Source organism: Streptomyces hydrogenans (genome assembly GCF_014656075.1).
Taxonomy (GTDB): domain Bacteria; phylum Actinomycetota; class Actinomycetes; order Streptomycetales; family Streptomycetaceae; genus Streptomyces; species Streptomyces hydrogenans.
The window spans coordinates 52,896-66,204 of record NZ_BNBS01000002.1 but is presented as its reverse complement, the minus strand read 5'-3'; the positions used below and the strand labels follow the sequence as shown (position 1 = coordinate 66,204).

Genomic DNA, 13,309 nt, shown 5'->3' with positions numbered 1-13,309 from the left:
GGGAAAAGTTTTTCTCCCCCACAGCCCGTGGATGGAAAACCCGCAGGTCAGGGCCGTAAATCGAGGGGGTCTATGAGTTTGTCCACATGGCTGTCCCCCGGTCCGTGCACAGGATCCGGTGGCTTATCCACAGCATCTGGGGCTTCACCCACAGGGCCTGTGGATAACCAGATTGGCTGATGCCCTTCGCGGGCCTACCGTGGACCGGCGCCCGACGCGCCAGAACCGGACGCAAAGCCACTCTTTGATCAAGGCCGTGGCGTAAGAAGGAGTGGCGCGGCGAGGTCCGCTGAGCGGACGGGAAGAGGTGGCGGGTGAGCGTTCCCGAGCCCATGGACGACCCTTGGGCGGACGGCGGACCGAGCGACCGGCTGCCCGTCCGCACCCGGAACGAAGGGCGCGGCGAGGGCCGCGGTGAGGGCCGCGGGCGCGGCCGGGGCCGCGACGAGCAGCACGAGCGCGGCAGCGACGGCCCGTGGGACGGCGGACTCTCCGGCTTCGAGCGGGTCCCCCCGCAGGACCTGGACGCCGAACAGTCCGTGCTCGGCGGCATGCTCCTCTCCAAGGACGCCATCGCCGACGTCGTGGAGATCATCAAGGGCCACGACTTCTACAAGCCCGCGCACGAGACCGTCTACGGCGCGATCCTCGACCTCTATGCCAAGGGCGAGCCCGCCGACCCCATCACCGTCGGCGCCGAGCTCACCAAACGCGGCGAGATCAACCGCGTCGGCGGCGCCTCCTACCTGCACACCCTCGTCCAGTCGGTGCCGACCGCGGCGAACGCCTCGTACTACGCGGAGATCGTCCACGAGCGGGCCGTGCTGCGCCGGCTCGTCGAGGCCGGCACCAAGATCACGCAGATGGGCTACGCGGCGGACGGCGACGTCGACGAGATCGTGAACTCGGCCCAGGCGGAGATCTACAAGGTCACCGAGCAGCGGACCACCGAGGACTACCTGCCGCTCGGTGACATCATGGAGGGCGCGCTCGACGAGATCGAGGCGATCGGCTCCCGCAGTGGCGAGATGACCGGTGTGCCCACGGGCTTCAGCGACCTCGACTCGCTCACCAACGGACTCCACCCCGGCCAGATGATCATCATCGCGGCCCGTCCCGCCATGGGTAAGTCCACCCTCGCCCTGGACTTCGCCCGGGCCGCGTCGATCAAGAACAACCTGCCCAGCGTCATCTTCTCCCTCGAAATGGGCCGCAACGAGATCGCGATGCGCCTGTTGTCGGCGGAGGCCCGGGTCGCGCTGCACCACATGCGCTCCGGCACGATGACCGACGAGGACTGGACCCGGCTCGCCCGCCGCATGCCGGACGTCTCCCAGGCCCCGCTCTACATCGACGACTCCCCGAACCTGTCGATGATGGAGATCCGCGCGAAGTGCCGTCGGCTCAAGCAGCGCAACGGCCTGAAGCTGGTCATCATCGACTACCTCCAGCTGATGCAGTCCGGCGGCTCCAAGCGGCAGGAGAGCCGCCAGCAGGAGGTCTCCGACATGTCGCGAAACCTCAAGCTCCTCGCCAAGGAGCTGGAGCTCCCGGTGATCGCGCTCTCGCAGCTGAACCGTGGTCCCGAGCAGCGCACCGACAAGAAGCCGATGGTCTCCGACCTCCGAGAGTCCGGCTCGATCGAGCAGGACGCCGACATGGTCATCCTGCTCCACCGCGAGGACGCCTACGAGAAGGAGTCCCCGCGCGCCGGCGAGGCCGACATCATCGTCGGCAAGCACCGTAACGGCCCGACGGCCACCATCACCGTCGCCTTTCAGGGCCACTACTCGCGCTTCGTGGACATGGCACAAACCTGATCGTGCCGGGGCGGGGCGCCGGGGCATGATCGGTCGCATGACCACAGCCTTCGAAGCCCTGCTGCCCACCACCGAGCGTTCCCTGCTGCACCGCGTGGCCCGCGCCCAGAGCGAGGGCCGCGCGCCCTCGTTCGTGGGCGCCGTGGCCCGTGGGGGAGCCATGGTCTGGAGCGGTTCCCGCAGCTGCGTCGACGGGCACGCCCCGGACGCCGACACCCAGTACCGGATCGGTTCGATCACCAAGGTGTTCACCGCCGTGCTCGTCCTGCGGCTCCGGGACGAGGGGCTGCTCGGTCTCGACGACCCGCTGGAGAAGCACCTGCCGGGTACCGGGGTCGGTGAGGTCACCGTCGCCCAGCTGCTCGGCCACACGGCGGGGCTCGCGGCGGAGACGCCCTCGCCCTGGTGGGAGCGGACGCCCGGCGCGACGCGGCCCGAGCTCGCCGACGTCCTGGGGGAGACGCCCGTCCTCCACCCGGCGGGTCGCAGCTTCCACTACTCCAACCCGGGTTACACCCTGCTCGGCGCGCTCGTCGAGGCGGTGCGCGGGGTCTCCTGGGAGGAGGCGCTGCGCACCGAGATCCTGGAGCCGCTCGGCATGGACCGGACGACGGGGGAGCCGGTCGCCCCGCACGCCGGGGGCTGGGCGGTGCACCCCTGGGCCGACGTGATGCTCCCCGAACCCACCGAGGACCTGGGCGTGATGGGCGCGGCCGGCCGGCTGTGGTCGACCGCCGCCGACCTCTGCCGCTTCGGTGGTTTCCTCATCGAGGGCGACGACAGCGTGCTCCGCGCCGCCTCCGTCGCCGAGATGCGGGTGCCCGTCGGTCCGCCCGCCGTCGGGGACCCGTTGATGGGGTACGGCCTCGGCCTCCAGCTCGCGCAGAAGGAGGGCGGCGCGCTCGTCGGGCACGGCGGCTCGCTGCCCGGCTTCGTCGCCGGACTCTGGGTGGACGTCGAGGAGGGCCTGGTGGGCGTGGCCCTGGCCAACGCGACGAGCGGCCCGATGACCGGGGTCGTGGCGACCGACCTCGTACGGATCGTGGCCGAGGCCGAGCCGCGCCTCCCCGAGCCGTGGCGGCCGCTGCCCGAGTCCGAGGTCGACCAGGAGCTCCTGGCGCTGACCGGCCCCTGGTACTGGGGGACGTACGCCTTCGGGCTGCGGCTCGGCGCGGAGCGCGGGGTGGTCCTGGAACCGCTGCGGGGGGCCGGCCGGCGCGCCCGCTTCAAGGCGCTGCCGGAGGGCGGCTGGATCGGTCTGGACGGCTACTACGCGGGGGAGACCCTGCGCGTGGTGCGGCGGCCGGACGGCGGCGTGAGCCACCTCGACCTCGGCTCCTTCGTCTTCACCCGGGAGCCGTACGAGCCGGGGGACGCGGTGCCGGGCGGCGTGGACGAGAAGGGCTGGCGCGGGCTGTGACCTGCTGAGTCGTGGCGCGGGGAGGCTGTTTCACGTGAAACAGCGTCCCCGCGCCACGGCGGTGTCAGAGGGCCCGCTTGAACCCCACGTGGCTGGCCTCGAAGCCGAGCCGCTCGTAGAAGCGGTGGGCGTCGACGCGGGTGGCGTCGGAGGTCAGCTGGACCAGGACGCACTCCAGGCGCCGGGACTCCTCGACGGCCCACTCGATGAGCCGGGTCCCCAGACCGCTGCCGCGCTCGTCGGCGTGGATCCGCACCCCCTCGATGATCGAGCGGGTGGCGCCGCGCCGGGAGAGCCCGGGGACGATCGTCAGCTGGAGGGTGCCGACGACCCGCTCCGCCCGGGTGGCGACGACGAGGTGCTGATGGGGGTCTCCCGCGAGCCGCGCGAAGGCGGTGAGGTACGGCTCCAGGTGGTCGGGGGACTCCCGCTGGGCGCCGAGCGGGTCGTCGGCGAGCATCGCGATGATCGCGGGCACGTCGTCGACGGTGGCGGGACGGATCTCAAGATCGCTCATGCCCCGCAGCGTACGGCGTGGGCCTGCCGTCAGACGGTGACGGTCTCGCCTTCGAGGACCCGCACCAGGGGTGCCAGCTCGGGGTTCTTGCCGGCCTCGTCCAGCGCCTCGCGCAGGGCGCGGTCGTTGGTGGGGCGGGCCTCGGCGAGGAGCTTCTGGCCGGCCTCGGTGACGTCGGTGTAGATGCCGCGCCGGTCGGTCGCGCAGAGGTAGCGGGTGAGCAGACCCCGGTCCTCCAGGCGCGTGACCAGACGGGTGGTGGCGCTCTGGCTGAGCACCACGGCGTCGGCGACCTGCTTCATCTGGAGGTGTCCGCCGGGGCCGTCGTGCTGCCGGCTGAGGACGTCGAGGAGCGAGTACTCGCGGGCGCTCAGGCCGTGACCGGATTCCAGGGCGCGCTCGATGTGCGACTCGATCCGGCCGTGCAGCAGGGAGAGGGCGCACCAGCGCTGGGCGAGTGCGGTGAGGGCGGGATCCGTCGCGGTCATGGTCTTTCGTCCCTCTCCTCGTCGGTGGGCTGCTCGGGATCCAGGGTAGACGATGGGCCGCAATAGTGCGCGTCTGCAAGTATTGCGGCCCGTTTCCCGTCTTCCAGGGCTTCCCCCGGTCCGTTCCGGAGGCCCGGTGAGGCTCAGCCCGCCGCGACGGTCAGGGGGGCGAAGCGCCGGGCCGAGTCGCCGGGGAGGTCGGGGAGGGAGCGGACCATCATCGCGTTGGTCATGATCGGGGCCAGGCCGTTCTCCTCCAGCCAGCTCAGCAGTCCGGCGTGACGCAGGTCGACGTCGGTGCGGAGCGGGCGGTCCGTGACGGCCGCCAGCGAGGCCACCAGCGCCTGGGCGGTGGCGGCGTCGCGGGCGATCAGCGGGCCGACGACATGGGTGTCCATGTTGGGCCAGGCGGCGGCGAAGCCGGTGATCGCGCCGTCGTCGACGGCGACCCGCAGATGGTCGGCGAAGGCCGGGAGCCGGGTGAGGAGAGGGGTGCGGTCGAGCCCGAAGATGTCCTGGTCGAGCCGGAGGATCTCCTGGAGGTCGTCGGCGGTGGCCGGGCGGACCGTGACCGGCGGGGCGGGCACGGTGGCGGAGAAGCGGCCCTTCACCATCGCGGAGCGGCCGATCTCGGTGAAGCCGAGCCCTTCGTACAGCGGCTGCCCGTTCGGCGTGGCGTAGAGGGTCAGCGGGGTCTGTCCGGCCTCGTCCAGGACGTGGCGCATCAGTCGGCGCCCCACCCCCTGGCGGGCGTAGCGCTCGGCGACGAGCACCATGCCGATGGCCGCGAGCTCGGAGCCGTACGAGGTGACCACACAGCAGGCGAGCAGTCCCTCGCCGTCCGGGTCGTCGATGCCGTAGCCGGTGCCCGCGGTGAGCAGCAGGCCCCACTTGTGCTCCTCGCGGAGCCAGCCGCGGTTCTCGGAGAGGTCGGCGCAGGCCAGGAGGTCGGTGGCGTCGAGGCGCCGGACGGGGAGCTGGGCGAGGGCGGTGGGGGAGATCGGCATGACGGCCAGGCTCTCCGAAGCGGTGATCGTCCGTCCAGGGGTTTTCGGGTGATGTTTCACGTGAAACGCCCGCCCGCGCCGAAAGAGTGGAGCCTAGTCCGCAACCCGGCCCTTTGGCCCGAGAACGCCGCTTTCCGCCCGGAGCCTGGCGGGCAGCCGCCATGCTGCGAGCACGGAAGCCGGCTGCGTGAGGCGAGGCACATGATGGATGGTCCGACCAGCACGACGGGCGGGACGGGGCCCCGAATATCAGAGCCCTCCCCCGATGCGGTGCTCGTCCGCCGCACCCTCGAGGAGATCGCCCCGGTCGCCGACAAGGTGACCTCGTACTTCTACGCCCTGCTCTTCGTCCGGACCCCGGCCCTGCGGGAGCTGTTCCCCGCCGCGATGGACGCCCAGCGGGACCGCCTGCTCAAGGCGCTGCTCACGGTCGCCGAGCGGATGGACGACGCCGCCTTCCTCGGCGAGTACCTGGGCCATCTCGGCCGGGGGCACCGGAAGTACGGCGTCGAGGCGGCCCACTACCCGGCGGTCGGCGAGGCCCTGATCGGGGCGCTCACCCGGTACGCGGAGCGGAGCTGGGACACGGAGACCGAGGCGGCCTGGGTCCGGGCGTACACGGCGATCTCGCAGATCATGATCGACGCGGCCGCCGAGGACGAGGCGAAGGTCCCCGCCTGGTGGCAGGCGGAGGTGGTCTCGCACGATCTGCGGACCCCCGACATCGCCGTGCTCACGCTCCGGACGGACGCGCCCTACCCCTTCCTCGCCGGGCAGTTCACGACCTTGGAGACGCCGTGGTGGCCGCGGGTCTGGCGGCACTACTCCTTCGCCTCGGCTCCCCGCCCCGACGGACTGCTCACCCTCCACGTCAAGGCCGTCCCGGCCGGCTGGGTCTCCCACGCGCTGGTCCACCGGGCCCGGCCCGGGGACGTGCTGCGGCTGGGACCGCCGGCCGGCTCCATGACGGTCGACCATGCCACCGACACCGGGCTGCTCTGCCTGGGCGGCGGCACGGGCATCGCCCCGATCAAGGCGCTGGTGGAGGACGTCGCCGAGCACGGCGACCGCCGGCAGGTCGACGTGTTCTACGGCGCCCGCAGCGGTCACGACCTCTACGACATGGACACCCTGCTGCGGCTCCAGAAGACCTTCCCGTGGCTGGCCGTCCACGCCGTCACCGAGGCGCAGGGCCCGCTGCCGGAGGCGGTCCGGGAGGCGGGTCCCTGGACCGGGCGGGACGCCTATCTCTCGGGGCCGCTCGGCATGGTCCGGCAGGGCGTGGACGTGCTCCGGGGCTCGGGCGTCCCCTCCGAGCGGATCCGCCACGACTTCCTGGCGGAACTCGCCGCGGTGGGGGCCGGGTCAGCCGAGGTCGGGGGCGTGCATGGCGCGGACGCCTTCGATGTTGCCGTCGAGGTAGTGGCGCAGTGAGAGCGGCACCAGGTGGACGGCGGCGATGCCGACGCGGCTGAAGGGCACTCGGACGATCTCGTACTCGCCGACCGGTTCTTCGATCTCCGGGCCGTGGCGCAGCCCCGGGTCCATCGACTCCAGCCGGCAGACGAAGAAGTGCTGGACCTTCACGCCGGAGACCCCGCCGTCGACGATGTGCTCGACGGTGTCGACGAAGCAGGGGACCACGTCGACGATCTTGGCGCCGAGTTCCTCGTGCACCTCGCGGTGCAGGGCCTCGACGACGGTGGAGTCGGAGGGCTCGACGCCGCCGCCGGGCGTCAGCCAGTAGGGATCCACCCCCGGTTTGGTGCGCTTGATGAGGATGAGGTCGTTTCCGTCGAGCAGGATGGCGCGTGCGGTGCGCTTGACCACGGGCCGTTCGGTCATGGGAAGAAAATGGCCCGTTCCCGCCCGGCTGAAACGCACCGCTCCCCCGCGGTCCGGAACCGGCCCGCCGCGCGGGCGCGACGGGTCGGCTCCGGGTCCGCGCCGGTCCGGCTGCTAGCCGGCCGCCTTCCGGGAGGCGTCGAGGGCCCGCAGCACGTCGGCGATCAGGTCCTCCGGGTCCTCCGCGCCGACCGAGAAGCGGACGAAGCCCTCCGGGACGGCGTCCCCGCCCCAGCGCCCGCGCCGCTCCGCCGAGGAGCGCACCCCGCCGAAGCTGGTGGCGTCGTCGACCAGGCGCAGTTCGTCCAGGAAGCGTTCGGCCCGGGCGCGGTCGGCGAGCTCGAAGGAGATCACCGAGCCGAAGCGCCGCATCTGCCGCGAGGCGATCGCGTGCGAGGGGTCGTCCGGGAGCCCGGGGTGGCGCAGCCCGGTCACGTCGGGGTGGTCGGCGAGGACCCGGGCGAGCTCCAGGGCGGTGGCGCACTGGCGGTCGATCCGCAACTGGAGGGTGGCCAGCGAGCGGTGGGCGAGCCATGCCTCCATGGGCCCGGGGATCGCGCCGACGATCTTGCGCCAGCGCCGTACCTCCGCGGCCCGCAGCGGGTCGCGGCAGCTGACGTGGCCGAGCAGGATGTCGCCGTGGCCGGTCATGCCCTTGGTGTCGCTGGCCACCGAGAAGTCCGCGCCCAGCTCCAGCGGCCGCTGGCCGAGCGGGGTGGCGAGGGTGTTGTCCACGGCGACGAGCGCCCCGCGGGCGTGTGCCTCGCCGACCAGCCGGCGGATGTCGCAGACGTCGAGCCCGGGGTTGGAGGGGGTCTCGATCCACAACAGCCGGGCGCCGTCGAGCACGTCGAGCTGGGAGTCGCCGCCGGTGGGGGCGGAGCGCACCTCGATCCCGTACGCGCGCAGCTGTTCGTGGAGGAGCGGCAGGGCCTGGTAGCCGTCGCTCGGTACGACGACGGCGTCGCCGGCGGAGAGCTGGGAGAGCAGCACGGCGGAGATCGCCGCCATGCCCGAGGCGAAGACCACGGTCTCGACCCCGGTCTCGGCGGGCGCCTCCAGGGTGCTGAGGGCCCGTTCCAGATGGGTCCAGGTCGGGTTCTCGTCGCGACCGTAGGTGTAGGGGCCGGTGGGCTCGCCCGGCAGGTGGAAGTGGGCGGCGAAGACCGGCCCCGGCAGGGTCGGTTCGTGCTTCACGGGCTCGGGCAGTCCGGCCCGGACGGCGAGGGTCCCGTCGCCGGGACCTCCCGCGGGGTGGCGCTGTTCCTGAGGGCTCACGGTCTTACGGGGTCCTTTCCTCGATCTCGTCCCCCGATGTGCGGGCCCGGAGCCCGGCTCTGACCGCGGCGAGGAGTCCCCCGCTCGCGGCCTCGGTCATCTCCAGGCATTCCTCGAAGCCCTCGTGTCCGCCGTAGTAGGGGTCGGGGACGTCGAGCGCGTCCCCGGCGGCGCGGTCGTACGAGCGGAGCAGCCGGATCTTCGCCGCCTCGTCGGGGGTACGGGCGAGGCGGCGGAGTTCCCGGACGTGGCCCTCGTCGAGCGCGATCACCAGATCGAGGGCGGGGAACCAGGAGGCGCGGAACTGCCGGGCGGTGTGGGCGGAGGTGTAGCCGTGCTCCTCCAGGACGGCGACGGTGCGGGGGTCCGCCCCGTCGCCCTCGTGCCAGCCGCCGGTGCCCGCGCTGTCCACTTCGACCGCTCCGCCGAGGCCGGCCTCCTCCACGCGCGCGCGGAAGACGTGCTCGGCCATCGGGGAGCGGCAGATGTTGCCGGTGCAGACGAAGCAGACGCGGTAGGTCATGGGATCGCTCAGTCGCCGTCGGGGAGCAGGATGTTGAGCGCCCAGGAGACGACGGAGATGACCAGACCGCCGCCCACGGCCGTCCAGAAGCCGTCCACGTGGAAGCTGAGGTCGAACTGGCCGGCCAGCCACGAGGTGAGCAGCAGCATCAGGGCGTTGACCACCAGGGTGATCAGGCCGAGGGTCAGGATGAAGAGGGGCAGCGTCAGCAGTTTCACGATCGGCTTGACCAGGAAGTTGACGAGGCCGAAGACGAGCGCGACGAGCAGCAGGGTGCCGACGGCCTCCCCGGTGATCTCGTCGGTGCCGGTCAGGGTGATGCCTTCGAACCACCAGATGGCGACTCCCAGGGCGCCCGCGTTGGCGAGCGTCTTGACTACGAAATTCTTCATGTGTCTGATCGTGGCAGAGACGATCGGGCAAAGGGCAGGGGCGAACGGCAGTGAAGGCATTCCGGCTGGACGATCTCGAGGCGGAGCGCCTCGCCAACGACGGGGCGTACCTGCAGTTCCTGCGCGAACGGAACATGTCGGTGGGGCTGTACGCGCTCGACGCGGGCGCGCTGGACCCGCAGTCGCCGCACGGCCAGGACGAGGTGTACTTCGTGGTGTCCGGGCGGGCGGCGATCACCGTCGGGGAGGAGACGACGCAGGTGGCGCGGGGCAGCGTGGTCTACGTGCCGGCCGGCGTGCCGCACCGCTTCCACCACATCAGCGAGGACCTGCGGGTCCTGGTGGTGTTCTCCCCGCCGGAGGCGTGACCGGTCACGCGCGTGCTCTCCCCCGGGTCTCGGGGGCGGACCCCCTGGTTCCCCTAAGGGTCGGATCAGGGGAGAGCCCGGGCCCCTGAGGCCCCGCCGGGACGGGTGCCCCGCCTAGCCTTGAGGTGTCGGGGACGAAGGGTTCCGGACGGGGCTTCGTGAGTGAAGGAGAGAGCCATGGCCGTACAGGAGATTCTCGCGGGGCTGCCGTGGTGGGTGAAGTGGATCGCCATACCCGCCCTCGTCCTGCTCGTCTTCGGCGGAGCCATCACCAGCGTCCTGACGTTCGTCGTCGGCCTGCTGTTCAAGGTGCTGCTCTTCGTCGCGCTGGTGGCCGGACTCATCTACGCCGTACGGAAGTTCGGCTCCCCGTCGAAGTCCGACCGCGACTGGTAGCACAAGCTACTCATCGGTATTCGGCCTCTGTCGGGCGTTAGCCCGGCAGAGGGAACGCGCTGGTGTAAACAGGGTGGGGGGCGAGGACGAGCCACTACAGTGACAGATCTCCGCCGAGTCGGGGGCTACGGGCGTAGATCTCCGGCAGACCAGCGGTTCCCCGCTCGTCCCTTGAGGGGTCCGTCCATCGGACCCCATCGGTGTACCAGGTCCCAGGCCCGGCGGGCGCGCGGGGGCGGCCCCCGCGAGCGGGTGCAGTCATGCACCCGTTGTCACGCCTGGGGGTGACCTTTGGCCATGGCTACGCAGACAGCTGCGCCGACCCTGATCGGCTCGGTGCAGCGGGCGCTGAGACTTCTGGAGGCCGTGGCCTCCCACGAGGACGGCGCCCCCGCCAAGCAGCTCGCCCGGGAGACGGGCCTTCCGCTCCCCACGACGTACCACCTCCTCCGCACCCTGACGCACGAGGGCTATCTGCTCCGCGACAAGGGTGCCTTCTATCTCGGGGAGGCAGCCGCCAGGCTGGCCGGCGGCGGGGCTGTGCAGAATCGTCGCATCAAGATCGAGGACTCCCTTGCCCGCTGGCGGGACGAGATCGGTGTGCCGGTCTACTTCGCGCTCTACCGCGACGGCGAGATCGAACTGGTCTCCGTGGCGGACACCCCCAACTCCCCCGCGGTGGAGGAGTGGGCCGATTTCCGCGAGACCGGCCACGCCCATGCGATCGGGCAGTGTCTGCTCAGTCAACTGGATCTGAAATCTCGTCAAGACCACCTCGATCGCCACCCGGTGGAAGCCATCACTCCGTACACGGTGCGTAACCGGCGGATGCTTTTGGAGCGTTTGGGCGGTTTGGGGCGAATGGAGGCCCTGGTGGAGCGTCAGGAATATGCGCTCGGCACGGTTTGTGCCGCCATCCCCATCACAGCGGGTTCCACGGCGGCCACTCTGGCCATTTCCCTCCCCCTTCACCAGGAAGAACGGTTGCTCCCAGCAGTCGAGCGGCTACGTACGGAGATCGGAAGCCTCTTCAGTTCGTTCGCCTTCTCTATCAGTATCTGAAAAATCACTCCTTGTGATCCGCTAGCGCGTACAGCACGATTGCGTCAAGAGGGCCACGGGGGATCATTCCTGGCCGTTTCGGTCACAGCTTTCAGCAGCTGTGTTTACACAACTGCTCCATCTACTGCGGGGTACATGATGCGAGAGTCGGTTCAGGCCGAGGTCCTGATGAGCTTCCTCGTCTCCGAGGAGCTCTCCTTCAAGATCCCAGTCGAACTGCGATACGAGACCCGGGATCCCTACGCGGTGCGGATGACCTTTCACCTTCCCGGAGACGCGCCCGTGACCTGGGCGTTCGGCAGAGAGCTGCTGCTCGACGGGATCAACCGCCCGAGCGGTGACGGCGACGTCCACATCGCCCCGACCGACCCCGAGGGCCTGTCGGACGTGTCCATCCGCCTTCAGGTGGGCGGCGACCGTGCCCTCTTCCGCGCCAGCGCCCCGCCGCTCGTCGCCTTCCTCGACCGCACGGACAAGCTCGTCCCGCTCGGTCAGGAACAGACACTCGGCGACTTCGAGGACAGCCTGGAGGCCGCGCTCGGCCGGATCCTCGCCGAGGAGAGCGCCGGCCCGGCCTGACCCGCGCCCGCTCCGTACGTCCGACCCGAGGCGCACCGTTCCGTACGGCCGCCGACCGGGCACGTCTCCCGCGGCCGCCGACCGGCCCCGCCCGCGTACGTCCTTCGTCCGGTCCCGTTCCGCACGTGCGTCGACCGGTCCACCACCCCGTACGGCCGCCGCGCGTCCGTCACTTCGCGGGGCGCCGCCGGCCGCCGCGGCCCGCCGGCCGGACGCCGGCGTTCTCCGCCGGGCGGTCGGCCGACACCACGAGCGCCGCGAGCGCCGTCGTGACCGGCACCGAGGCGACCAGGCCGATCGAGCCCACCAGGGTCCGGACGATCTCCTCCGCCACCAGCTCGCTGTTGGCCACCGTCCCCATGCTGCTCTGCGCGATGGTGAAGAGCAGGAGCAGCGGGAGCGCGGCACCGGCGTAGGCCAGGACGAGCGTGTTGACCACCGAGGCGATGTGGTCGCGGCCGATGCGGATCCCGGCGCGGTAGAGCGCGCGCGGACCCATGCCGGGATCGGCCTGGCGGAGCTCCCAGACCGCCGAGGTCTGGGTCACGGTCACGTCGTCCAGGACGCCGAGCGAGCCGATGATCACACCGGCGAGCAGCAGGCCCGACATGTCGATCTCCGGGTAGAGGCCGTGGATCAGCCCGGTGTAGTCGTCGGTGTTGCCGCTGAGCGAGGCCCAGCCGATGAAGAAGGAACCGAGCAGGCCGATCAACAGCAGCGAGATCAGCGTGCCGAGGACGGCGACCGAGGTGCGCGCGGAGAGGCCGTGGCACATGTAGAGCGCCAGCAGCATGATCGCGCTCGACCCGACCACGGCCACGACCAGCGGGTTCGAACCCTCCAGGATCGCGGGCAGGATGAAGAGCGTGAGCACCAGGAAGCTCACCGCGAGCGCGATCAGCGCCATCACGCCCCGGAACCGTCCGACGAGCACGACCGCGAGCGCGAAGATGCCGGCGAGGACCGCCATCGGCACCTTGCGGTTCACGTCCGTCACCGAATACTGCAGGTCCTCGGGGGCGTCGGGGGCGTAGGCGACCACCACGCCCGTGCCCTCGTCCAGTTGGCGCGGGGCGTCGGGCTGCACGATCTCGACGAAGCGGCGGCCCGCGTCGGGGCCGCTGGTGACCTCGATCGTCGCCTTCTCGCACTGTCCCTGCTGCCCGTTGACCGCCTCGCGCCCCTGCGGCGTGGAGGTGTCGCCGGTGGGCGGCACCTGCGCGGCGTTCACGTCCTTGCAGTCCACCTGCTCGACCGCCACGACCTTGCCCTGCTCGGTCTGCCGGTCGAAGCCGACGCCGGTCCGCTCGTGCGCGGGCGTGCCGCCGGGCCAGAGCACCACGAGGCCGACGACCACGGCGGTGGCGAAGGGGATGAGGACGGCCGCGATGACTCTGCGCAGATGGCGGGAGACGGGCGCGGCGGGCCCGTGGCTGTGGCTGTGACCGTGCCCGTGGCCGGAACCGTGCCCCGGATCGGGGCCGTGACCAGCGCCGTGAGCAGCGCCGTGGCCGGAGCCGGGCCCGTGCTCGTGGCCGTGCGGATCGGGGGTCTGCTGCGAGGAAGTCACCGCCCGATCATCGCAAGAACGGCGGGGGCCCACTGTTCAGCACG

General features: G+C 71.3%; 15 protein-coding genes. 7 read left to right on the top strand and 8 right to left on the bottom strand.

Annotated elements, in window-relative coordinates; translation table 11 throughout:
- Positions 1-314: 314 nt before the first annotated feature.
- The gene (dnaB, locus tag IE321_RS01745; RefSeq protein ID WP_190221460.1) at positions 315-1,820 is read left to right on the top strand and encodes a replicative DNA helicase; all 1,506 of its coding nucleotides are present in this window, start codon (positions 315-317) and stop codon (positions 1,818-1,820) included.
- A gap of 37 nt (positions 1,821-1,857) precedes the next feature.
- On the top strand, positions 1,858-3,240 hold the full coding sequence (locus tag IE321_RS01740; protein ID WP_190221459.1) for a serine hydrolase domain-containing protein: 1,383 nt from the start codon (positions 1,858-1,860) through the stop codon (positions 3,238-3,240).
- A 64-nt stretch (positions 3,241-3,304) separates the two neighbouring features.
- On the opposite strand, the gene IE321_RS01735 is transcribed toward IE321_RS01740, so the two are convergent.
- The 3 genes from IE321_RS01735 to IE321_RS01725 all read right to left on the bottom strand — a co-directional run bounded on the left by IE321_RS01735 (position 3,305) and on the right by IE321_RS01725 (position 5,252).
- Positions 3,305-3,757 (bottom strand): GNAT family N-acetyltransferase, encoded by a 453-nt coding sequence (locus IE321_RS01735; RefSeq protein WP_190221458.1) that lies wholly within the window; start codon positions 3,755-3,757, stop codon positions 3,305-3,307.
- Between the two features lie 29 nt (positions 3,758-3,786).
- On the bottom strand, positions 3,787-4,245 hold the full coding sequence (locus IE321_RS01730; RefSeq protein WP_043222661.1) for a MarR family winged helix-turn-helix transcriptional regulator: 459 nt from the start codon (positions 4,243-4,245) through the stop codon (positions 3,787-3,789).
- Positions 4,246-4,388: 143 nt separating this feature from the next.
- Positions 4,389-5,252: a GNAT family N-acetyltransferase gene (locus IE321_RS01725; protein WP_190221457.1), complete on the bottom strand. Its 864-nt coding sequence runs from the start codon at positions 5,250-5,252 to the stop codon at positions 4,389-4,391.
- A 201-nt stretch (positions 5,253-5,453) separates the two neighbouring features.
- Here IE321_RS01725 and IE321_RS01720 point away from each other — a divergent pair, with 201 nt between their 5' ends.
- The gene (locus IE321_RS01720; RefSeq protein ID WP_190221456.1) at positions 5,454-6,686 is read left to right on the top strand and encodes a globin domain-containing protein; all 1,233 of its coding nucleotides are present in this window, start codon (positions 5,454-5,456) and stop codon (positions 6,684-6,686) included.
- Here the strand turns inward: IE321_RS01720 and IE321_RS01715 are convergent.
- From IE321_RS01715 to IE321_RS01700, 4 genes are all read right to left on the bottom strand, one after another.
- On the bottom strand, positions 6,618-7,097 hold the full coding sequence (locus IE321_RS01715) for an NUDIX domain-containing protein (protein ID WP_043222657.1): 480 nt from the start codon (positions 7,095-7,097) through the stop codon (positions 6,618-6,620). The two genes, IE321_RS01720 and IE321_RS01715, sit on opposite strands and share 69 nt — an antisense overlap.
- A gap of 114 nt (positions 7,098-7,211) precedes the next feature.
- Complete coding sequence (locus IE321_RS01710) at positions 7,212-8,375, bottom strand: cystathionine gamma-lyase (RefSeq protein ID WP_190221455.1); 1,164 nt, start codon at positions 8,373-8,375, stop codon at positions 7,212-7,214.
- 4 nt (positions 8,376-8,379) lie between these two features.
- Positions 8,380-8,898 (bottom strand): low molecular weight protein-tyrosine-phosphatase, encoded by a 519-nt coding sequence (locus IE321_RS01705; protein ID WP_190221454.1) that lies wholly within the window; start codon positions 8,896-8,898, stop codon positions 8,380-8,382.
- 8 nt (positions 8,899-8,906) lie between these two features.
- A complete protein-coding gene (locus IE321_RS01700) occupies positions 8,907-9,290 on the bottom strand; it encodes a phage holin family protein (RefSeq protein WP_190221453.1) in 384 nt (127 codons plus the stop codon).
- 50 nt (positions 9,291-9,340) lie between these two features.
- On the opposite strand from IE321_RS01700, the gene IE321_RS01695 reads away from it, so the two are divergent.
- The 4 genes from IE321_RS01695 (at position 9,341) to IE321_RS01680 (ending at position 11,695) form a co-directional block, all read left to right on the top strand.
- Positions 9,341-9,658 (top strand): cupin domain-containing protein, encoded by a 318-nt coding sequence (locus IE321_RS01695; protein WP_190221452.1) that lies wholly within the window; start codon positions 9,341-9,343, stop codon positions 9,656-9,658.
- Between the two features lie 177 nt (positions 9,659-9,835).
- The gene (locus tag IE321_RS01690; protein WP_043222638.1) at positions 9,836-10,054 is read left to right on the top strand and encodes a DUF5326 family protein; all 219 of its coding nucleotides are present in this window, start codon (positions 9,836-9,838) and stop codon (positions 10,052-10,054) included.
- A gap of 297 nt (positions 10,055-10,351) precedes the next feature.
- Entirely contained in the window at positions 10,352-11,116 is a 765-nt protein-coding gene (locus IE321_RS01685) for an IclR family transcriptional regulator (RefSeq protein ID WP_190221451.1), read from the top strand.
- A 138-nt stretch (positions 11,117-11,254) separates the two neighbouring features.
- Positions 11,255-11,695 carry an SsgA family sporulation/cell division regulator gene (locus IE321_RS01680; protein WP_030493805.1) on the top strand — a complete coding sequence of 147 codons (441 nt, stop codon included), beginning with the start codon at positions 11,255-11,257 and terminating at the stop codon, positions 11,693-11,695.
- A 169-nt stretch (positions 11,696-11,864) separates the two neighbouring features.
- Here the strand turns inward: IE321_RS01680 and IE321_RS01675 are convergent, their stop codons facing one another.
- Positions 11,865-13,265, bottom strand: coding sequence for a YibE/F family protein (locus IE321_RS01675; RefSeq protein ID WP_229916270.1), 1,401 nt, complete (start codon positions 13,263-13,265; stop codon positions 11,865-11,867).
- Positions 13,266-13,309 lie beyond the last annotated feature (44 nt).

Coding starts and splice junctions, on each gene's coding strand:
- IE321_RS01740 (WP_190221459.1), top strand. CDS start 1,858: ATGACCACAGCCTTCGAAGCCCTGCTGCCCACCACCGAGCGTTCCCTG.
- IE321_RS01735 (WP_190221458.1), bottom strand. CDS start 3,757: ATGAGCGATCTTGAGATCCGTCCCGCCACCGTCGACGACGTGCCCGCG.
- IE321_RS01730 (WP_043222661.1), bottom strand. CDS start 4,245: ATGACCGCGACGGATCCCGCCCTCACCGCACTCGCCCAGCGCTGGTGC.
- IE321_RS01725 (WP_190221457.1), bottom strand. CDS start 5,252: ATGCCGATCTCCCCCACCGCCCTCGCCCAGCTCCCCGTCCGGCGCCTC.
- IE321_RS01720 (WP_190221456.1), top strand. CDS start 5,454: ATGATGGATGGTCCGACCAGCACGACGGGCGGGACGGGGCCCCGAATA.
- IE321_RS01715 (WP_043222657.1), bottom strand. CDS start 7,097: ATGACCGAACGGCCCGTGGTCAAGCGCACCGCACGCGCCATCCTGCTC.
- IE321_RS01705 (WP_190221454.1), bottom strand. CDS start 8,898: ATGACCTACCGCGTCTGCTTCGTCTGCACCGGCAACATCTGCCGCTCC.
- IE321_RS01700 (WP_190221453.1), bottom strand. CDS start 9,290: ATGAAGAATTTCGTAGTCAAGACGCTCGCCAACGCGGGCGCCCTGGGA.
- IE321_RS01690 (WP_043222638.1), top strand. CDS start 9,836: ATGGCCGTACAGGAGATTCTCGCGGGGCTGCCGTGGTGGGTGAAGTGG.
- IE321_RS01685 (WP_190221451.1), top strand. CDS start 10,352: ATGGCTACGCAGACAGCTGCGCCGACCCTGATCGGCTCGGTGCAGCGG.
- IE321_RS01680 (WP_030493805.1), top strand. CDS start 11,255: ATGCGAGAGTCGGTTCAGGCCGAGGTCCTGATGAGCTTCCTCGTCTCC.